Source organism: Planobispora longispora, from assembly GCF_016863135.1.
GTDB lineage: Bacteria > Actinomycetota > Actinomycetes > Streptosporangiales > Streptosporangiaceae > Planobispora > Planobispora longispora.
In genome coordinates, this window is the sequence record NZ_BOOH01000048.1 from 144,618 (window position 1) to 163,852 (window position 19,235).

18 protein-coding genes are annotated in these 19,235 nt (G+C 71.4%); 3 read left to right on the plus strand and 15 right to left on the minus strand.

Annotated elements, in window-relative coordinates; all coding sequences use genetic code 11:
• Positions 1-24: 24 nt before the first annotated feature.
• A complete protein-coding gene (locus Plo01_RS29105; protein WP_203893903.1) occupies positions 25-528 on the minus strand; it encodes an SRPBCC family protein in 504 nt (167 codons plus the stop codon).
• A 204-nt stretch (positions 529-732) separates the two neighbouring features.
• On the opposite strand from Plo01_RS29105, the gene Plo01_RS29110 reads away from it, so the two are divergent.
• On the plus strand, positions 733-1,200 hold the full coding sequence (locus Plo01_RS29110; protein ID WP_239317278.1) for a flavodoxin family protein: 468 nt from the start codon (positions 733-735) through the stop codon (positions 1,198-1,200).
• Positions 1,201-1,400: 200 nt separating this feature from the next.
• Here the strand turns inward: Plo01_RS29110 and Plo01_RS29115 are convergent, their stop codons facing one another.
• The 3 genes from Plo01_RS29115 to nadD all read right to left on the minus strand — a co-directional run bounded on the left by Plo01_RS29115 (position 1,401) and on the right by nadD (position 3,977).
• The gene (locus Plo01_RS29115; RefSeq protein ID WP_203893905.1) at positions 1,401-2,825 is read right to left on the minus strand and encodes an MDR family MFS transporter; all 1,425 of its coding nucleotides are present in this window, start codon (positions 2,823-2,825) and stop codon (positions 1,401-1,403) included.
• Positions 2,826-3,044: 219 nt separating this feature from the next.
• Positions 3,045-3,218 carry a hypothetical protein gene (locus tag Plo01_RS29120; protein WP_203893906.1) on the minus strand — a complete coding sequence of 58 codons (174 nt, stop codon included), beginning with the start codon at positions 3,216-3,218 and terminating at the stop codon, positions 3,045-3,047.
• A 138-nt stretch (positions 3,219-3,356) separates the two neighbouring features.
• Entirely contained in the window at positions 3,357-3,977 is a 621-nt protein-coding gene (gene nadD / locus Plo01_RS29125) for a nicotinate-nucleotide adenylyltransferase (RefSeq protein ID WP_203893907.1), read from the minus strand.
• A gap of 74 nt (positions 3,978-4,051) precedes the next feature.
• Between nadD and Plo01_RS29130 the strand changes: the two genes are divergently transcribed.
• Positions 4,052-5,074, plus strand: a complete 1,023-nt coding sequence (locus Plo01_RS29130; protein WP_203893908.1) for a M48 family metallopeptidase — start codon at positions 4,052-4,054, stop codon at positions 5,072-5,074.
• An 86-nt stretch (positions 5,075-5,160) separates the two neighbouring features.
• The gene (locus tag Plo01_RS29135; RefSeq protein WP_203893909.1) at positions 5,161-5,934 is read left to right on the plus strand and encodes a neutral zinc metallopeptidase; all 774 of its coding nucleotides are present in this window, start codon (positions 5,161-5,163) and stop codon (positions 5,932-5,934) included.
• A gap of 37 nt (positions 5,935-5,971) precedes the next feature.
• Here Plo01_RS29135 and Plo01_RS29140 read toward each other — a convergent pair whose 3' ends face one another.
• The 11 genes from Plo01_RS29140 to Plo01_RS29190 form a co-directional block, all read right to left on the minus strand.
• The gene (locus Plo01_RS29140; RefSeq protein WP_203893910.1) at positions 5,972-7,621 is read right to left on the minus strand and encodes a serine/threonine-protein kinase; all 1,650 of its coding nucleotides are present in this window, start codon (positions 7,619-7,621) and stop codon (positions 5,972-5,974) included.
• A gap of 153 nt (positions 7,622-7,774) precedes the next feature.
• The gene (locus Plo01_RS29145) at positions 7,775-7,966 is read right to left on the minus strand and encodes a hypothetical protein (protein WP_203893911.1); all 192 of its coding nucleotides are present in this window, start codon (positions 7,964-7,966) and stop codon (positions 7,775-7,777) included.
• Positions 7,967-8,015: 49 nt separating this feature from the next.
• On the minus strand, positions 8,016-8,450 hold the full coding sequence (locus Plo01_RS29150; RefSeq protein WP_203893912.1) for an SRPBCC family protein: 435 nt from the start codon (positions 8,448-8,450) through the stop codon (positions 8,016-8,018).
• 30 nt (positions 8,451-8,480) lie between these two features.
• On the minus strand, positions 8,481-9,797 hold the full coding sequence (locus Plo01_RS29155) for a glutamate-5-semialdehyde dehydrogenase (protein ID WP_203893913.1): 1,317 nt from the start codon (positions 9,795-9,797) through the stop codon (positions 8,481-8,483).
• 45 nt (positions 9,798-9,842) lie between these two features.
• The gene (gene proB, locus Plo01_RS29160) at positions 9,843-10,967 is read right to left on the minus strand and encodes a glutamate 5-kinase (RefSeq protein ID WP_203893914.1); all 1,125 of its coding nucleotides are present in this window, start codon (positions 10,965-10,967) and stop codon (positions 9,843-9,845) included.
• 57 nt (positions 10,968-11,024) lie between these two features.
• Positions 11,025-12,377 (minus strand): GTPase ObgE, encoded by a 1,353-nt coding sequence (gene obgE / locus Plo01_RS29165; RefSeq protein ID WP_203893915.1) that lies wholly within the window; start codon positions 12,375-12,377, stop codon positions 11,025-11,027.
• Positions 12,378-12,525: 148 nt separating this feature from the next.
• Complete coding sequence (gene rpmA, locus Plo01_RS29170; RefSeq protein ID WP_020546367.1) at positions 12,526-12,783, minus strand: 50S ribosomal protein L27; 258 nt, start codon at positions 12,781-12,783, stop codon at positions 12,526-12,528.
• Positions 12,784-12,802: 19 nt separating this feature from the next.
• Positions 12,803-13,105, minus strand: coding sequence for a 50S ribosomal protein L21 (rplU, locus tag Plo01_RS29175; RefSeq protein ID WP_068925702.1), 303 nt, complete (start codon positions 13,103-13,105; stop codon positions 12,803-12,805).
• Between the two features lie 253 nt (positions 13,106-13,358).
• Complete coding sequence (locus tag Plo01_RS29180) at positions 13,359-16,205, minus strand: Rne/Rng family ribonuclease (protein ID WP_203893916.1); 2,847 nt, start codon at positions 16,203-16,205, stop codon at positions 13,359-13,361.
• A gap of 94 nt (positions 16,206-16,299) precedes the next feature.
• Positions 16,300-17,079 (minus strand): TIGR03936 family radical SAM-associated protein, encoded by a 780-nt coding sequence (locus Plo01_RS29185; RefSeq protein WP_203893917.1) that lies wholly within the window; start codon positions 17,077-17,079, stop codon positions 16,300-16,302.
• A gap of 231 nt (positions 17,080-17,310) precedes the next feature.
• The gene (locus tag Plo01_RS29190) at positions 17,311-19,221 is read right to left on the minus strand and encodes a TIGR03960 family B12-binding radical SAM protein (RefSeq protein WP_203893918.1); all 1,911 of its coding nucleotides are present in this window, start codon (positions 19,219-19,221) and stop codon (positions 17,311-17,313) included.
• Positions 19,222-19,235 lie beyond the last annotated feature (14 nt).

Below are 19,235 nucleotides of genomic sequence, written 5' to 3' on the forward strand. Positions count from 1 at the left end.
GCAGACCTCCTCGACGCGCTCAGCTCAGCAGTCCGTACGGCAGACCTCCTCGACCCGCTCAGCCCGGCGATCCGTACGGCAGGCCTCCTCGACGTGTTCGGCCAGGCGTTCGAAGAACTCGATCCAACCCGCCCTGGCCTGCTCGGCGTGCTCCCGGTCGGTGTTCACCCCGAACTGATGGAAGCGCATCTCCGTCACGCCGTCCACCTCCGCCAGGCTCAGCGTCACCACGGAGGCGGGCGCATCGCCGGGATTGTCCGGGTCGCCGGTCGTGAAGACCAGCCGCTCGGGCTCCGCGACCTCCCGGTACATCCCGTTCAAGGTGACCTCGAACCCCTCCTCGCCCACCAGTGTGGCGCGCCAGACCCCACCGGGCCAGGCGTCCAGGACGATCCGCCCGACAGGCGTGGCCAGCGTGCGGGGACCGAACCAGCGGGAGAAGCGCTCGGGCTCGGTCCACGCGGCGTACACCAGCTCGCGGGGCGCGTCGAAGGTGCGGATGATCTCGTACTCGGCGGTCTGGGCCATCGTGGCGTCCCCTCGCTGCTGCGGTTTGCCCGGTTGCGACGGTTCCACGGTGCTCGACCGGCCTTACGGTCTCCTTCCCATGCCCTTAAGGCCTCCGGTGCCCTTAAAACCTCTGCTGCCCTCAAAGCCCTCCGGCGTCATCCGGCGCCGCCCCGGTCAGCCGTCCTCGTCGCGCCGATGAACGGACGTGAGAGGATCGGCACCGTGTCGCGAGATGTCCGGCGTCTGCTGATCGTGCACCACACCGCCTCGCCCGCGCTGCGGGAACTCTTCGAGACGGTACGGCGCGGCGCCGCCACCGACGAGGTCGAGGGCGTGGAGGTGGTCGCCCGCGCTGCGCTGCGCGCCACCGCCGTCGACGTGTTCGAGGCCGACGGCGTCATCCTGGGCACACCGGTCAACATCGGTTACATGAGCGGGGCGCTCAAGCACTTCTTCGACACGGTCTACTACCCCTGCCTGGAGGAGACCCGGCGCCTGCCGTACGCGCTGTACGTGCACGGCAACAACGACGCGACCGGCGCCGTCCGCGCGGTGGAGTCGATCGCCGCCGGGCTCGGCTGGGAGCGGGTCCACCGGCCGGTGACGGTGACGGGCGCGCCGGGCAAGGAAGACCTGACGGCCTGCTGGGAGCTCGGCGCCACGGTCGCCGCGACGATCAGCCCCGGGTGACGGCGGGGTCCGGGTCCGGCCGTTTCCCGGCGCCGGCCGCCGGCGTGCCGCCCGGACCTCCCGCGCCGCGCCCGCCGGACGGGCCTTCCGCCTCGCGCCCGCCGACGACCCGGCTGCGGCCCCGAACATGATCTGCCGCTTGCCGGGCGGGAACAGCCCGCCCGGCAAGCGGCAGATGGGAGCGTCTCGTCACACCGCCGTCAGGACGACTTCATCGGCAGGGCTTCCTCGAACTCGTCGGCGCCGTCCGCATGCCCGCCCGCGCTGTCCGCGCGGGCCGGCAGGAGCAGGGCGGTGGCGATCACGGCCAGGGACAACACCGCGCCGATGATGAAGGCCAGCCGCATGCCGCCGAGGCTGGCGAGCGCCTCCGTGGCTCCCTCGGACTTCAGGGCGTCGGTTCGCGCGCTCATCACGGTGATCACGAGCGCGGTGCCGAAGGCCGCGGCGACCTGCTGCAGCGTGCTCAGGATCGAACTGCCGTGGGAGTAGAGCGGCGGGGGGACCGCTCCGAGCCCGAGGGTGAACACCGGGGTGAAGGTCGCGGCCAGGCCCACCATCAGCAGCGCGTGCAGACCGAGGAGCTGCCAGTACGGCATGGTCATCGTGACCTGCGTGAAGCCGGCGAGCGCGAGCGTGATCGCGATCGAGCCGGGGATGATCAGAACCCGGCCGCCGAACCGGTCGAACAGGCGGCCGACGGTCGGACCGAGCAGCCCCATCGCGAGGCCGCCCGGCATCACGAGGAGCCCGGTCTCCAGGGGGCTGAGCCCGCGGAGGTTCTGCAGGTACAGCGGGAGCAGGACCATCGAGCCGAGCATCGCCATGAAGGCCACCGACATCATGATCAGTGCGACCGTGTAGGTGCGGTGGCGCAGGGTGCGCAGGTCCATCAGCGGCACGCCGCGCTTCTGCAGGGACAGCTGGCGGACGACGAAGGCGGCGATGGCGATCAGGCCCGCGGCCACGATCGCGGCGGCGGCCCGGGCGTCACCGCCCTCGAACTGGCTCAGCCCGTAGACCAGGCCGCCGAAGCCGGCGGCGGCGGTCACCACGCTCAACCAGTCGATGGTGCTGAACTTGGGCTCTCCGACGTTCTTGAGCTGCTTCAGGCCGCTCCATGTGATCACGGCGGCGATGGGGAGCACCACGGCGAACAGCAGCCGCCAGGACCCGAACTGGAGGATCACCCCCGAGACCGCCGGGCCCATCGCGGGCGCGACCGAGATCGCCAGGGTGACGTTGCCCATCACGCGGCCCCGGTCCGACTCCGGCACGACCTGCATCAACGTGGTCATCAGCAGCGGCATCATCACGGCCGTCCCCGACGCCTGGATGATGCGGGCGCCCAGCAGCACCTCGAACGTCGGCGCGACGGCGGCCAGCGCCGTACCGAGCAGGAACAGGCCCATCGCGGTGGAGTATGCGCGGCGGGTGGTCACCCGCTGCAGGAACCATCCGGTGATCGGGATGACGGCGGCCATGGTCAGCATGAACGCGGTCGAGAGCCACTGCGCGGTCTGCTCGGTGATGTGCAGCGCGTCCATCAACCGCGGGATCGCGTTGATCATGATCGTCTCGTTGAGGATGACCACGAACGTGGCGAGAACCAGCAGCCGGATCACGGCCGGGGTGCGACCTGGACTGGCGGTCGCGGACGTGGCGGGTGAGTCAAGCTGTGCGGTGGACACGGCACCTCAATCAGGATTGTCGGGATACGACGCGGATATGGCTGACATCTCAGCCCTGGGCCTCATAAGAAGCTGTCGTCATGCAAAGACTGACAGGCACCACCGACAAAACTCCTCGCCCGCATCCAGCATTCCGACAAGCGACGTGAGATGTCATCCGGTTTTCCCGCCGACGACCGCATGGCACCGGGTCAGCTCGCAGGCAAACCAGTGCAGGCGGTGCCATGCGGCAGACACCGTGTCCTGACGCCCGCCGTGGAAGCGCACCACACGCGGCGGACGGACCTCGTACCGGTCGAAACACCGGCAGATCTCCTTGCCGGCCACACGTCCGCCTTGCCCGACGGAGCGGGGCCGCGGCAGCCGATCACCCCCGCCTCGTACGGCACGGGCCGCCGTCGGCTCCGTCTTCGCGGATGTGCCCTCGATGCGCCCTCCCCGCAGGCACGATGACGGACGCCCTGGTCAGCTGTCCTTGTCCAGGTAGAGGCCGCGCTTGTTGATGTACTGGACGATGCCGTCGGGCACCAGGTACCAGATGGGCTCACCCGCGGCGACCCGTTCCCGGCACTCCGAGGAGGAGATGGCCAGGGCCGGGATCTCCAGGAGGCTGACCTGGCCCTCCGGCAGGCCGGGGTCGTGCAGGTGGTGACCGGGGCGGGTGGCGCCGACGAAGTGGGCGATGGTGAACAGTTCGTCCACGTCGCGCCAGCTCAGGATCTGGGAGAGGGCGTCGGCGCCGGTGATGAAGTACAGCTCCGTCTCCGGGCCGTAGAGCTCGGCGATGTCCCGCAGGGTGTCGATGGTGAAGGTCGGGCCCGGGCGGTCGATGTCGACCCGGCTCACCGAGAACCTCGGGTTGGACGCGGTCGCGATGACCGTCATCAGGTAGCGGTCCTCGGGCGCGGAGACCACCTGGTCGGCCTTCTGCCACGGCCGGCCGGTCGGCACGAAGACGACCTCGTCGAGGTCGAAGTGGTGCGCGACCTCACTGGCGGCGACCAGGTGGCCGTGGTGGATCGGGTCGAAGGTGCCGCCCATGACACCCAGACGACGCTTACCCCGGCTGATCGGCGCGTTCATCATGGAACGGACCATACGCGCAAGCCGTACAGAGGTTTTAACCGCCCCCCGCGCGTGACAGGCGTACCCGACGTAGCATGCCGGACATGACCACCACCCCGGATCGCAACCGCGTGCAGCTTCCCGGCATCAGCTCCCGTGCCTATGAACACCCCGCCGACCGGTCCGCGCTGGTCGCTCTCCGTTCGCTCAGCGGGTTCGACACGGTTCTCAAGCAGATGTCCGGCCTGATCAGTGAGCGTCGTCTCCGCCTGATCTACCTCGCCTCGGCGGTGCGCACGAGCGACACCCAGTTCCGCGCTCTGCACGACATGGGTCGTGACGCGGCCTACGTGCTCGACCTCCACCGCATCCCGGAGGTCTACGTCCAGCAGAACCCGAGGGCCCAGGCCATGGCGATCGGCTTCGACGATCCGTTCATCGTCGTGAGCACCGGTCTGCTCGACCTGATGGACGAGGAGGAGCAGCGCTTCGTCATCGGTCACGAGACCGCCCACATCCTGTCCGGCCACGCGGTCTACCGCACCATGCTGGTCATCCTGACCCGCCTGGCCCAGCGCGTGGCCTGGATCCCGCTGGGATACATCGGCCTGCGCGCGATCGTGGCGGGCCTGGAGGAGTGGCACCGCAAGTCCGAGCTCTCCGCCGACCGGGGCGGTCTCCTCGTCGGTCAGGACCCGGAGGCGGCCCTGCGCGCGCTGATGAAGCTCGCCGGCGGATCGCGCCTGCACGAGATGAACATCGAGGCCTTCCTCGACCAGGCCCGGGAGTACGACACGGCGGGCGACGTCCGCGACGGCCTGCTGAAGGTCCTCAACCTGCTGGGCACGACCCACCCGTTCGCGGTCTCCCGCGTCGCCGAGCTGGACAAGTGGCGCCGCAGCGGCGAGTACGAGAACATCCTCCGCGGCGAATACCCGCGTCGCGCCGACGACTCCAACGCCAAGATCAGCGAGGAGATCAAGGCCGCGGCCCGCTCCTACCGCGAGTCGTGGTCGCAGTCGCAGGACCCGTTCATCGGCGTGCTGCGCGACGTGGCCGAGGGCGCGGTCAACGCGGGCGAGCGCATCTTCAACCGCTTCGCCCGGCGCGACAACTGATCCCGTCTCGTTCGCCAGAAAGGTCTGGGAGTTCATCTCCTGGACCTTTTTGCACGTTTACGGGGTTTGCCCTACTGTCCCGGGCCATGAGAATCCGTGTGATCGCCGCCCTGACCTGCGCCGCCGGGCTCCTCCTGACAGGTACGGCCCACGCCTATCCGATCAAGGACGAAGCCCTGACCAAGAACTCTCTCTACTCGGCAGGCGCGCTCGCCGAGACGGAGTGCGCCGAGAAGCCTGTGAAGGACGGCGACCGGACCTCGGTCAAGAAGTACCTGCTCGGGATCCTGGACTGCCTGAACACCTCGTGGCAGGCGCACCTCGAGGGAGCGGGCCTGGAGTTCACCAAGCCCGTCGTCAAGATCTACAGCAAGGGGCCGACCCGGTTCTGCGGCAGCGAGATCGGCAAGGACTGGGAGTCGTACCACTGCCCCCAGTCGAGGACGATCATCATCCAACTTCCCAAGTACGTGCTCGAGGACACCGGCGACCTCTACCTGTTCCACCTCATGAACGAGATCTACACCTACCACGTGCTGGATCTCGTAGGGATCGGCGAGGCCTACCGGGACGCCCCCTACCGGAACAAGACCGAGATGAACGAGCAGGTCCGCCGCCACTCCCTGCAGGCCGAGTGCCTGGCGGGGGCGTTCCTGAAGAGCGTGTGGAGCTCCCTCGACCGGCCGGTCTCCAACTGGAACCACCTGCTGAAGGTCGCCAAGGAGCGCGGCGACGTGAACGGCGGGGACCGCGTCTACGGCAAGAGCGGCAACGTCGCCTACTGGATCAAGCGCGGCTACACCACCGGCGACCCCGCCTCCTGCAACACCTGGACCGCCTCCGCGTCCAAGGTCGCCTGACGGCCTCCGCGGGCCCGCCGGGTCACGTGCGCGTGGATCAGAGGACCAGCGCGACGATCCGTACGGCCGCCGCGCACAGGGCGACGAAGCCGCCGAGGACGGCCAGCGCCCGCAGCCCTTCCTTGCGCAGTTCGGGCAGGCCGGAGCCGACCCGTTCGACCTCGCGGCCGATGATCCCGCCGCAGACGACCCCGAACACGACGCCCGCGACGGCGACCGGGGCGGGCCGCTGCCACCAGTCCTGGGGCAGCGATCCGCCCAGGGCGAGCCAGAGCGCGATGGCCGCCAGCCCCGCCGCCGGGAGTCCAGGCCAGACCACGGCGGTCGCCAGCGATCCGGTGAAGGTCACCGGGAAGCCGAGGACCCGCAGGACTCCCCGGACCCGGGCGGACTTGCGCTTCCTGACCAGCCAGTGACCGGCCCACCCGGTGCGGGCCAGGACGGCGAACAGCCCGGTGACGGCGAAGGTCGCCGGCGGCCAGATCACCGAGGCCACGACGCAGGGCACCGCCAGCAGCGCCAGCACGATCAGCGCCATGTTCCCCGCGGGCAGCGGTCCCGCCGCGACGGCGGGCACGGCCTCGGCGGCCAGGGCGCTGTCCGCCTGCCGCCCCCGGGGAGCCGTCCGCGCGGTTCTCGTCCCCGCCGCGGAGGGGCGCCGGGCCGCCTCCTTCGCCTCGTTCTCCGCCCTGTTCTCCGTCTTCGTCCCGGTTCTCCGGCTCCCCGCCCGCTCCGGGCCCGTCTTCTCGCCCGCGGGCTTGGCGGTCTTGGCACCGGGCTGCCTGGCGCCCGCGGGCTTCGGCGTGGACGGCTCGGCGGGAGCGGGTTTCCGCACGGTCCGGGCGCCGTTCTTGCCGGCCGCCCTCGTGAGCTGCGGCTGCTGCGTGAGGGCCGCGCGGGCCAGGCGCGCCAGGCGGGCGGCCAGGAGGGCTGCGGTGGGGCGCTTGGCGCCCTCCCGGTGCAGGGCGGCGCGCACCAGCGGCAGAAGCGCGGCCGGGACTCCCGCGAGGTCGGCCTGACCGTTCAGGACGGCGTACATCTGCGCCTCGGCCGTGCCTCCGCCGAAGGTGGGGCGGCCCGTGGCGGCGAAGGCCACGGTGGCCGCCCAGGCGTGCACGTCGGCCGGCTCGCCCACGTGCTCGTCCGCGAACAGCTCGGGGGCGGCGTAGCCGGGGGTGCCCAGGAAGGCGCCGGTCGCGGTGAGCCGGGTGGCGTCCAGGACCTGGGCGATGCCGAAGTCGACCAGGACGGGCTCACCCGACGGGCTGACGAGGACGTTGGCGGGCTTGAGGTCGCGGTGGACGACCCCGGCCGCGTGGATGACCGCCAGCGCGGAGGCCAGGCCCTGGGCCAAGATGATCAGGTCGGGGCCCCGCAGCGGGCCGCCGCGCCGTACGCACTCCAGGAGGGTGTCGCCCTCGATGTGCTCCATGACCAGGTAGGGCCGCTCACAGGTGAGGTCGGCGTCGACGACCCGGGCGACATAGGGGCTCTCCACCCGGCGCAGCGCGCGGACCTCGCGTTCGAGGCGGATGCGGGACTCGGCGTCGGCGTCGATGGCGTCGTGGAGCATTTTGAGCGCGACGTTCTCCCCCCGCCGGTTGGTGGCGAGATAGACCTCGCCCATGCCGCCCTTGCCGAGGCGTTCCACCAGCGTGTACGGACCGACGCGCCCGAGCCTGCCCACCCGCCCTCCACCCATAGGGGACCACACATTAGCGGGTGGGGGCGGTGAATCCCCGATGGCACGCCGTACCGGAGGCAGATCCGCGGCGCGGGAAAAGGCGGAGGGTCCGTGGACGGCGGATCCCGATGCCGGAGGGTCCGTGGACGGCGGATCCTAGCGCCGGCCCGCGGGCTCACGCTCCGGCAGGATCAGCAGGCTCTCCAGCTCGGCGACGGGCTCCTCCTCCAGCTGCGGGATCCCCCTGCGCCTCCAGTTCACATGCCCCCGGCTCTCCAGGAACAGCATCAGCCGGTCGGCGCCGAACAGCACCGCGGCGGCGAAGGACAACGCGATCACGATCTCCATGCGGGCCAGTCAAGCCACGCGCGCCGCGGCTCCGGTGCGCGACACGCGGTCATATACCTTGAGCGGCGAGACGCTTTACCAGATCGTCGATGAACCTGCGCAGCACGAACCCGACCATCGGGCCCTGCCCGGGCAGGCGTCCGTGGAAGCGCGAGCGCCAGCGGATCGTGGTCCCGCCGCCGGGGATCGGCTCCAGCGTGACGTCGGCCCGGTAGTCCCGGGCCGGGATGCCCTCCAGCAGCTCGTAGGCGAAGTGCCGGGAGCCGGGGTCGAAGACGATCACCCTCTCCCGGGTGACTCTGCTCCCGCGCCGGAAGAGCCGGACCGCCCCGACGCCGTCCCGTTCGGGGGCGCCGGGACGCTCCAGCTCCGCGGCGTCGAAGGCGGCCCACCGGGGCCAGGTGGACACGTCCGTCAGGACCGCCCAGAGGCGGTCGGGCGAGGCGGGCGAGTCGTGCGTGATCTCAATGCGCTGTTCGGCCACGCCCCACTGATATCGCGCCCGCCTTGTGTCCTACTTGCCGCAGACTTCACCTTCGCAGGAGGCGATGACCGTCCCGGTCGAGGTGCGCAGGTGGCCCTCGCCGGTGTAGACCCACTTGGTGGAGGTCAGCTCCGGCAGGCCCATCGGGCCGCGCGCGTGCAGCTTCTGGGTGGAGATGCCGATCTCCGCGCCGAAGCCGAACTCGCCGCCGTCGGTGAAGCGGGTGGAGGCGTTGACCGCCACGGCCGCGGAGTCGACCAGCGCCACGAACCTGCGGGAGGCGGTGACGGAGCGGGTGACGATCGCGTCGGTGTGGGCGGAGCCGTACTTGCGGATGTGGGCGACCGCATCCTCCAGGGAGTCGACCACGGCGGCGGCGATGTCCAGGGAGAGGTACTCGGCGCCGAAGTCCTCCTCGGTGGCCGGGACCACGGCGTCGCCGTAGGAGGCGATCCGCTCGTCGCCGTGCACCGTCACGCCCGCCTCGGCCAGCGCGGCCAGCGCGCGCGGCACGAAGGCGTCGGCGACGGCGGCGTGCACCAGGAAGCTCTCGGCCGCGTTGCACACCGAGGGCCGCTGCGTCTTGGCGTTGAGCAGGATCTCCAGCGCCAGGTCGAGGTCGGCCTCGGCGTCGACGTAGACGTGGCAGTTGCCCACGCCGGTCTCGATGACCGGGACCGTGGACTCCTCCACCACCGAGTTGATCAGCGAGGCGCCGCCGCGCGGGATCAGCACGTCGACCAGGCCGCGCGCCTTCATCAGCGTCTTGACCGACTCGCGCGTCTGACCGGGCACCAGCTGTACGGCTCCCGCCGGGACCTCGGTCCCCGCCAGCGCCTCCTGCATGACCTTCACCAGCGCCGTGTTGGAGGAGTAGGCGCTGGAGGAGCCGCGCAGCAGGGTGGCGTTGCCGCTCTTGAGGCAGAGCGCGGCGGCGTCGACCGTGACGTTGGGACGGCCCTCGTAGATGATGCCGATCACGCCGAGCGGCACCCGGAGCTGGCGCAGCTCCAGCCCGTTGGGCAGGGTGTTGCCCCGGATCACCTCGCCGACCGGGTCGGGCAGGTCGGCGATCTGCCGGACGGCGTCGGCGATGGCCTCGATCCGCCCGGCGTCCAGGGTCAGTCGGTCGATCATGTACTCGGAGATGCCGTTCTCCCGGGCCCTGGCCACGTCGGCGGCGTTGGCCTCGATGATCTCGGCGGACCTGGCCACCAGCGCGTCGGCGATCGCCCGGAGCGCGGTGTCCTTCGGCGCCCGCGGCAGCGGGGCCAGCTCGGCGGCGGCCTCTTTAGCCGCCAGGGCTACCTTCAGGAAGTCGGGCTCGGAAATCTCAGAAGTCGGCATGAGATTTCCCGACGAAACAGCCATGTCGCGCTCCATGGGCGGGAACTAGTGGGTGGGTTCCAGTATGACGATGTCGTCACGGTGGATGAGTTCGCGTTCATATTCCGGACCGAGGCTGCTGGCCAGCTCGCGGGTGGAGCGGCCGAGCAGGTCGGGGATCTCCGCGGCGTCGAAGTTGACCAGGCCGCGGGCGATGACGTGGCCGTGCGGCCCGCACAGGTCCACCGGGTCCCCGGCCGCGAAGTCGCCCTCCACCCCGGTGACCCCGGCCGGCAGCAGCGACTTGCGACGCGCCACGACGGCCTCGACCGCCCCGTCGTCCAGGTGGAGCCGGCCGCGGCCGGTGGTGGCGTGGGCCAGCCAGAGCAGCCGGGTGCCGGGGTGGCGGCCGCCCGGGTGGAAGTAGGTGCCGACGTCGACGCCCGCGAGCGCCTGGGCGGCGTGCGCGGCGGCGGTCAGCACGACCGGAACGCCCGCGCCGGTGGCGATCCTGGCCGCCTGCACCTTGGTGATCATCCCGCCGGTGCCGACCGCGCCGCCCTTGCCCAGCTCGACCCCGGCGAGGTCCTCGGGGCCGCGGACGTCGCCGAGCCGGCGCGCGCCGGGGCGGCGGGGGTCGCCGTCGTAGAGGGCGTCCACGTCGGAGAGCAGCACCAGCGCGTCGGCGCGGATCAGGTGGGCGACCAGCGCGGCGAGCCGGTCGTTGTCGCCGAAGCGGATCTCGTCGGTGGCCACGGTGTCGTTCTCGTTGACCACCGGGACGATGCCCAGCTCCAGCAGGCGGTTGAGGGTGCGCTCGGCGTTGACGTGGTGCGCGCGGCGCATCATGTCGTCGGCGGTGAGCAGCACCTGGCCGACGCGCAGGCCGTACCGGGCGAAGGAGGAGGTGTAGCGGGCGACCAGCACGCCCTGGCCGACGGAGGCGGCGGCCTGCTGGGTGGCCAGGTCGCGGGGGCGGGCGGGCAGACCCAGCGGGCCGAGCCCGGCCGCGATCGCGCCGGAGGAGACCAGCACGATCTGCGTGCCGGTCTTCCGCCGGGCGGCGAGCACGTCCACCAGGGCGTCCACCCGATCGACGTCGATCATCCCCTGCGGGGTGGTCAGCGAGGACGAACCCACCTTCACGATGAGGCGTGAGGCCGTACGGATCCGGTCGCGGGCGGAGGTCACGGGACGCACCTTTCACGGGGACTGGCGGAGGCCTTGGGATGGACGGGCGGGGGCAGACTATCCGAGCCGGTTGTCCGTGCCGCGCGGGCCCTGACGCACGGCCTCGGCGTTGAGCGTGGGCTGCCAGTCGAAGACGTAGCCGCCCTCCATCGAGCCGATGATCACTTCGGCGCCGGCCTTGGCCCCGGCCTTGGTGAGCTCCTCCTCCACGCCCAGGCGCTCCAGCCGGTCGGCGAGGTAGCCGACGGCCTCGTCGTTGGTGAAGTCGGTCTGGCGGATCCAGCGCTCCGGCTTGGCGCCGGTGACCTGGAAGGTGTTCTCGTCGACCTTCCGCACGGTGAACCCGGCGTCGCCGAGCTGCCGAGGCTTGATCACCAGGCGGGTGGGCTCGGCCACGGGGGCGGCGGCGCGGGCCGCGGCGACCATCTCGCCCATGGCGTAGGTCAGCTCCTTGAGGCCCTGGTGGGTGGCCGCGGAGATCGTGAAGACCCGCATGCCCCGCTCCTCCAGCATGGGCCGGACGATGTCGGCCAGCTCGCGGGCGTCGGGCACGTCCGCCTTGTTGAGCACGGCCAGCCTCGGCCGGTCCTCCAGCTTGCCGTAGGCCGCCAGCTCGGCCTCGATCGCCTCGTAGTCGCTGATCGGGTCGCGGCCCGGCTCCATGGTGGCGCAGTCGATCACGTGCACGAGCGTGTTGCACCGCTCGACGTGGCGCAGGAACTCGTGACCGAGGCCCTTGCCCTCGGACGCTCCGGGGATCAGGCCGGGCACGTCGGCGACGGTGAAGATCGTGTCGCCCGCGGTGACCACGCCGAGGTTGGGCACCAGGGTGGTGAACGGGTAGTCGGCGATCTTCGGCCGGGCGGCGCTGAGCGCCGCGATGAGGGAGGACTTGCCCGCGCTCGGGAAGCCGACCAGCGCCACATCCGCGACGCTCTTCATCTCCAGCATCACGTCGAGCCCGTCGCCGGGCTCGCCGAGCAGCGCGAAGCCGGGGGCCTTGCGCTTGGCGGAGGCCAGGGCCGCGTTGCCGAGCCCCCCGTGGCCGCCCTCGGCGATGACGTAGCGGGTGCCGGCGCCGACCATGTCGACGATGACCTCGCCGGTGGCGGCGTCCTTGACCACGGTGCCGTCGGGCACGGGCAGGATGACGTCCTCGCCGTTGGCCCCGTCACGGTTGGAGCCGGAGCCCTGCTTGCCGTTGTCGGCCTTGCGGTGCGGGCGGCGGTGGTAGTCCAGCAGGGTCGCGGTGTTCGCGTCCACCTCCAGGATCACGTCACCGCCCCGGCCGCCGTTGCCCCCGTCGGGCCCGCCCAGCGGCTTGAACTTCTCCCGATGGACAGAGGCGCAGCCATGTCCCCCGTCACCGGCCTTGATGTGCAGGATCACCTGATCCACGAAGTCCGGCATGTCTGCTCTCCTCCCCCATCTCCGGGGATCCCCGATCCCCGATCCGCGGAGATCGCCGATCGCTCACGGAGACCCCGCTCATCAACACGAACAGGGGCGGACCGCCGAACGCGATCCACCCCTGTCGTTGACGTCTTACGGTGCGGATCTACTCCGCGACCGGGACGATGCTCACTGCGCGACGACCGCGCTTGACACCGAACTGCACGTGACCGGCGGTCAGCGCGAACAGGGTGTCGTCACCGCCGCGGCCGACGTTGTCGCCCGGGTGGAAGTGGGTGCCACGCTGGCGAACGATGATCTCACCGGCGTTGACCAGCTGGCCGCCGAAGCGCTTCACACCGAGCCGCTGGGCGTTGGAGTCACGGCCGTTCCGAGTGGACGACGCGCCCTTCTTGTGTGCCATCTCGCAAAACTCCCGAAACTCAGGCCTGGTTGATGCCGGTGATCTTCACCTGGGTGTACCGCTGGCGGTGACCCTGGCGCTTCTTGTAACCGGTCTTGTTCTTGTACTTCAGAATGCGGATCTTCGGACCCTTGGTCTCGCCGAGGATCTCGGCGGCAACCGTGAACCGGCCCGCCTCGGTGGTCACGTCGCCGTCGTTGACGACGAGCACCGTCGGCAGCGTAACCGTGGAACCGACCTCGCCGGCGACCTTGTCCACCTCGAGGACGTCACCGACGGAGACCTTCTGCTGCCTGCCGCCGCAACGAACGATCGCGTACACCGCGGAACCCTTCTTCTGACTACATGCTCGCTGGATGCTGCGCCCCGCATCCGGCTATGGTCACTGGTTGACCGACGAACCGGGTAGGCGCGCGAACAGGGCGCGCCACGAGCGCACCGATTCTTTAGAGTACCGGACGTTGGTGTCCTGGTCGAACCGGGCGGAACGTCGGGTGCCGGCGCAGCCGAAGCGCGCCGGCGGTCGCCGGACCGGCTGGGATCCGTCCCGCGATCGCTCGCCGCGGGACGGACGCCTAGTCGGCCGGCTTGGCCTTGCCGCGGGAGCGTCGCCGCCCCCGGCCGGAAGCCTGTGTGGCCTGGGAGTCCTCCGCCTGACCGTCGTCAAGCGCATCGGTCACCGTATCACGTCCGGACGGGTCCCCCGCGGCGACGGCGGCCGGCTCCTTGCCGACCTTCTCCGCGACGGCCTTCTCCACGGCCATCTTCGCCTGGGTGCCGCGCGGCTCCGGCCTGCCCTCGACCGGCTCGGTCGAGATGTGCAGGCCGCGGCCGTTGCAGCAGTCGCAGACGGTCGAGAACGCCTCCAGCAGGCCCTGTCCGACCCGCTTGCGGGTCATCTGGACCAGGCCCAGGGAGGTGACCTCGGCGACCTGGTGCTTGGTGCGGTCCCGGGCCAGGCACTCCAGCAGCCGCCGCAGCACCAGGTCCCGGTTGCTCTCCAGCACCATGTCGATGAAGTCGATGACGATGATGCCGCCGATGTCCCGCAGCCTGAGCTGGCGGACGATCTCCTCGGCCGCCTCCAGGTTGTTGCGGGTGACGGTCTCCTCCAGGTTCCCGCCCTGCCCGGTGAACTTGCCGGTGTTGACGTCGACGACGGTCATCGCCTCGGTCCGGTCGATCACCAGGGAGCCGCCGCTGGGCAGCCAGACCTTGCGCTCCATCGCCTTGGCGATCTGCTCGTCGATCCGGTAGGCGGCGAAGACGTCGCCGTCCTCGTCCCACCGGGTCAGGCGGTCGGCCAGGTGCGGGGCCACGTAGCGGACGTACTCGTCCACGGTGGTCCACACCTCGTCGCCCTGCACGACCAGCGAGGTGAAGTCCTCGTTGAACACGTCGCGGACCACCCGGACGGTCAGGTCCGGCTCGGCGGAGAGCAGCTCCGGCGCGCTGGCCGACTTGGCCTTGCGCTGGATGTTCTCCCACTGGGCCGAGAGCCTGGCCACGTCGCGGCCGAGCTCGTCCTCCGAGGCGCCCTCGGCGGCGGTGCGGACGATCACACCGGCGTTCTCGGGCATGACCTTCTTGAGAATGCTCTTGAGGCGGGTGCGCTCCTTGTCCGGGAGCTTGCGGCTGATCCCGGTCATCGAGCCGTCGGGCACGTAGACCAGGTAGCGGCCGGGCAGGCTGACCTGGGAGGTCAGGCGGGCGCCCTTGTGCCCCATGGGGTCCTTGGTGACCTGGACCAGCACGGACTGGCCGGACTTCAGAGCCACCTCGATCCGCTTGGGCTGGCCTTCCAGCCCGGCGGTGTCGAAGTTCACCTCGCCGGCGTACAGCACCGCGTTGCGGCCCTTGCCGATGTCGACGAAGGCCGCCTCCATGCTCGGCAGGACGTTCTGCACCTTGCCGAGGTAGACGTTGCCCACGTAGGACTGGCTGGCCTCACGGTCGACGTAGTGCTCGACGAGGACGTCGTCCTCCAGCACCGCGATCTGGGTGCGGCCGCCGGTCCGGCGGACCACCATCACCCGCTCCACGGCCTCCCTGCGGGCCAGGAACTCCGACTCGGTGATGATCGGCGGGCGCCTCCGGCCGAGCTCGCGGCCCTCCCGGCGGCGCTGCTTCTTGGCCTCCAGGCGGGTCGAGCCGCGCACGCTCTGCACCTCGTCCACGGAGGTGCTGCGCCCGGCGCGGGGCGCGCGGATGCGCACCACGGTGTTCGGCGGGTCGTCCGGCGTCTCGCCGACCTCGTCGGAGCTGCGGCGGCGACGGCGGCGACGGCGGCGCGAGGTGCCCTCCTCGCCGGCGCCCTCCTCCTCGGAGTCGGAAGCCTCTTCCTCCTCCGACTGGTCGGCGGAGCCCTCCTCCTCGGAGTCCTCCAGGTCACGCGTCTTGCCCCGGCCGCGACCGCCCCTGCGGCGGCGACGGCGGCGCGAGCCGCCCTCCTCGCCCTCGGCCTCGTCGTCCTCGGGCTCCTCGGCGGTCTCGATCTCCTCCGCCTCGGCCTCCTCCTCCGCGACCGGCTGCGCCGGGGCGGGACGGGCCACGACCGGCTCGGCCCGGTACGGGTCGGGAGCCTGGAACAGCGGCTGGAACACCGCGGCGGGCGCCTGGAACGTCACCGAGGGCACCTCGGCGCGTTCCTGGGCGGTCAGTCCGAACGGGTCGGCGAACACCCCCCGGCCGCCCTCCTCGACGACCTCCTCGCCGGCCGGCTCGTCGTCCAGCGGCTCGTCGGCGGGCATCGTCAGCAGCAGGGACGCCGCGACCTCCGCCGCCTCGGCGGTGGTCAGGTCCAGGGGCGGCTCCAGCTCGACCGGCTCCGCGGCGACCGGCGCCGCTTCCTCCTGGACGGCCTTCCTGCGCGAGCGGGTCCGCTTGGCGGGCGCGGCGGGCTCAGCCGTCTCCTCCACGGCCGCGGCGGGCTCCTCGGCGGGAGCCTCCGACCGGGCCGGCTCGGGGGCCTCCTCGGGTGCGGACTCCGCCCTCCGCGCGCGGCCGCGCCGGGTGGCGGCGCCCTTGGCGGTCTTGGCCGGAGCGGCCTGCGCAGCCTCCGCGGGAGCGGCCTCCGCGGCGGCGGCCTCGGCCGACTCCCCGGTGGTCTCGGCGGCGGCGGCCTCCGCGGCGGCCGCGGCGGTGGTCTTGGCGGCGGCCCTGCGCCGGGTGGTGCGCTTGGGCGGCGCCTCCTCACCGGCGGGCGTGCCGACCTGAGCCTGCGCGGCGGCCGGCTCCGGGGCGGCCGCCTCCGGCTGCGTGGCCGCCGGGGCGGAGGCCTGCGCGGGCGCCGGCTCCGGATCCTCCGGCGGAGGCCCGGCGGGCCGGCTGGCGGCACGCCGCCGGCGCGTGGGCTGAACTGACTGTTCCGTTATGTCCCCGGCAGGGCCATTGGCCCCGACGTTGGGCTCGTTGTCGAGCATGCGGGCGCTCTCCCGTCAGCTCCCGGGCGCGTCTCCGCGCCGCGCGGGAGCTCTCGTCTCTCGCTGTCCGCCGGGCCGAGGCCCGGCGCAAGTCCTATAGGTCGCCGACGGCGTGCTCGCTCGCCGGTCCCGTGTCGCCGCCGCGCGTCATGTCGCGGTCCAGGTCGAGCGGGTCGGCGGGCGCACCGGTTCGCGAGTCCAGCGGCCCCTGCGCCAGCCTGGTCACCTCGGGGGGTGACGGCGGCGCGAAGTCGGCCACGAGACGCAATCCGGTGAGAACGTCGTCGGGTCGGACGGCAGGAACTGCGTGCCGTACAACCATGCGAAGTATGACACATGACTGACTGGACGCCTGACCTGCTGTTGTCTCGCTCCCTTCGGCAATGTCGAGGCTCAGCACCGCTTCCCGCGCGTCGAAGCGGCGAATCCCCTTCTTCGTCAGGCGCTCCACCTCGATGCGGTCGGCCGCCTTGAACCGCTCGACCGCCGCCCCGGCGAGGGCGGGATCGGCCCCGGGCAACCGCACCTGCCACACCGAGCACTCCAGCCGGTCGGCCAGGCTCCCGCCGCCCGCCTCGACGACGTCGAGCACGTCGAGACCAGGGGGGAGCGAGGCGTCCAGCGCGGCGCGGAACCGGCCGGGATCGCACTCCCTCGTCACGCTGATCTCGAGGTACTCGGCCTCGCTGGCGACTCCGGTCGGAGCGGCCGATCCCACGTAGGAGATCCTCGGGTGCGGCGAGAAGCCGGCGCTGAAGGCCACGGGGACGTCCGCGCGCCGTACCGCGCGTTCGACGGCCCGGGAGATGTCACGGTGGCTGGTGAAGCGCAGGCGGCCGCGTTTGGCGTAGCGCACGCGCAGGCGCTGTGCCACGGGTGCGGGCGCGGGCCCATCGGGAGCGGGTTTCAGAGTGGTGTCTTCCTTCCCAAATCGTGGCCGTCACCTTTTCGGATATGCCGTGCCTGAGCACGGCATATCCGTGACAACGGCCGGTGTCGAAAGCTTCTTCCCCCGGCCGGACACGCCTGACGCGATCTCCGCCGGTGAATCTTGCCGGCGGTCGCGCCGTCCCGCTGCCGGGAGGCGGCGTGACCGCCCGGGGCGCTACACCACGGTGAGCGGCAGGAGCTTCTTGCCGGTCGGGCCGATCTGGATCTCGGTGCCCATGGTGGGGCACACGCCGCAGTCGTAGCACGGGGTCCAGCGGCAGTCTTCGACCTCCACGTCGTTGATCGCGTCCTGCCAGTCCTGCCAGAGCCATTCGCGGTCGAGCCCGGCGTCGAGGTGGTCCCAGGGCAGGACTTCGTTCTCCTCGCGCTCGCGCGTGGTGTACCAGTCGACGTCGACGCCGGCCTTCTCCGCGGAGTTCATCCAGCGCTGGTAGGAGAAGTGCTCGCTCCAGCCGTCGAACCGGCCGCCGTCCTCCCACACCGCGCGGATGACCGCGCCCACCCGGCGGTCGCCCCGCGACAGCAGCCCCTCCACGGTGGAGGGTTTGCCGTCGTGGTAGCGCATGCCGATGGCCCGGCCGTACTCCTTGTCGGCGCGCAGGGTGTCCTTGAGCGCCTTGAGCCTGCGGTCCACCGTCTCGTGGTCGGCCTGGGCCGCCCACTGGAACGGCGTGTGCGGCTTGGGCACGAACCCGCCGATGGAGACCGTGCAGCGGATGTCGCGGGACCCGGTGGCCTCCCGGCCCGCCTTGATGACCTTCCTGGCCAGGTCGGCGATGCCCAGGACGTCGGCGTCCTCCTCGGTGGGGAGGCCGCACATGAAGTAGAGCTTCACCTGCCGCCAGCCCTGGGTGTAGGCCGTGGTGACGGTCCGGATGAGGTCTTCCTCGGTGACCATCTTGTTGATCACCTTGCGCATGCGCTCGGAGCCGCCCTCCGGGGCGAAGGTCAGGCCGGATCGGCGGCCGTTGCGGGAGAACTCGTTGGCCAGGTCGATGTTGAAGGCGTCGACGCGGGTCGAGGGCAGCGAGAGCGAGGTGTTGGTGCCCTCGTAGCGGTCGGCCAGGCCCTTGGCGATGTCGCCGATCTCGGAGTGATCGGCGCTGGACAGCGAGAGGAGCCCCACCTCGTTGAAGCCGGACGCCTTGACGCCCGCCTCGACCATGTCGCCGATCGTGGTGATCGACCGCTCCCGCACCGGACGGGTGATCATCCCGGCCTGGCAGAAGCGGCAGCCGCGGGTGCAGCCGCGGAAGATCTCCACGCTGAACCGCTCGTGCACGGTCTCGGCCAGCGGGACCAGCGGCCTCTTCGGGTAGGGCCACTCGTCCAGGTCCATGACGGTGTGCTTGTGCACCCGCCACGGCACGCCCGGCCGGTTCGGCGCGACGCGCCGGATCCGGCCGTCGGCGTGGTACTCGACGTCGTAGAACTTCGGGACGTAGACCCCGCCCGACTCGGCCAGCCGCATCAGCAGCTCGTCGCGGCCGCCGGGCGAGCCCTCGGCCTTCCACTCGCGGACGACCTCGGTGATCGCGATGGCGATCTGCTCGCCGTCGCCCAGCACCGCGGCGTCGAGGAAGTCGGCGATCGGCTCGGGGTTGAAGGCCGCGTGGCCGCCCGCGAGCACGATCGGGTCGTCGTCGCCGCGGTCGCCGGCCAGCAGCGGGATGCCCGCCAGGTCGAGCGCGGTCAGCATGTTGGTGTAGCCGAGCTCGGTCGAGAAGGACAGACCCAGCACGTCGAAGGCCCGCACCGGCCGGTGCGCGTCGACCGTGAACTGCGGGACGCCCTCGGCGCGCATGAGCGCCTCCAGGTCGGGCCAGACCGCGTAGGTCCGCTCGGCCAGCGTCTCCGGCAGCTCGTTGAGGATCTCGTAGAGGATCTGGACGCCTTGGTTGGGCAGTCCCACCTCGTAGGCGTCGGGGTACATCAGAGCCCAGCGGACCGTGGCCTCGTCCCAGTCCTTGACGGTCGAGTTGAGCTCACCCCCGACATACTGGATCGGCTTCTGCACCCTGGGGAGCAGAGCTTCCAGGCGGGGAAACAGGGACTCGACAGGCATGGATCCAGGGTATC

Excerpts from the sequence above, each read along its gene's own strand:
- Plo01_RS29180 (WP_203893916.1), bottom strand. The coding sequence starts at position 16,205 with ATGCTCGACAACGAGCCCAACGTCGGGGCCAATGGCCCTGCCGGGGAC.
- obgE (WP_203893915.1), bottom strand. The coding sequence starts at position 12,377 with ATGCCGGACTTCGTGGATCAGGTGATCCTGCACATCAAGGCCGGTGAC.
- Plo01_RS29145 (WP_203893911.1), bottom strand. The coding sequence starts at position 7,966 with ATGGAGATCGTGATCGCGTTGTCCTTCGCCGCCGCGGTGCTGTTCGGC.
- Plo01_RS29105 (WP_203893903.1), bottom strand. The coding sequence starts at position 528 with ATGGCCCAGACCGCCGAGTACGAGATCATCCGCACCTTCGACGCGCCC.
- nadD (WP_203893907.1), bottom strand. The coding sequence starts at position 3,977 with ATGATGAACGCGCCGATCAGCCGGGGTAAGCGTCGTCTGGGTGTCATG.
- rpmA (WP_020546367.1), bottom strand. The coding sequence starts at position 12,783 with ATGGCACACAAGAAGGGCGCGTCGTCCACTCGGAACGGCCGTGACTCC.
- Plo01_RS29155 (WP_203893913.1), bottom strand. The coding sequence starts at position 9,797 with ATGCCGACTTCTGAGATTTCCGAGCCCGACTTCCTGAAGGTAGCCCTG.
- Plo01_RS29190 (WP_203893918.1), bottom strand. The coding sequence starts at position 19,221 with ATGCCTGTCGAGTCCCTGTTTCCCCGCCTGGAAGCTCTGCTCCCCAGG.
- Plo01_RS29130 (WP_203893908.1), top strand. The coding sequence starts at position 4,052 with ATGCCGGACATGACCACCACCCCGGATCGCAACCGCGTGCAGCTTCCC.
- Plo01_RS29135 (WP_203893909.1), top strand. The coding sequence starts at position 5,161 with ATGAGAATCCGTGTGATCGCCGCCCTGACCTGCGCCGCCGGGCTCCTC.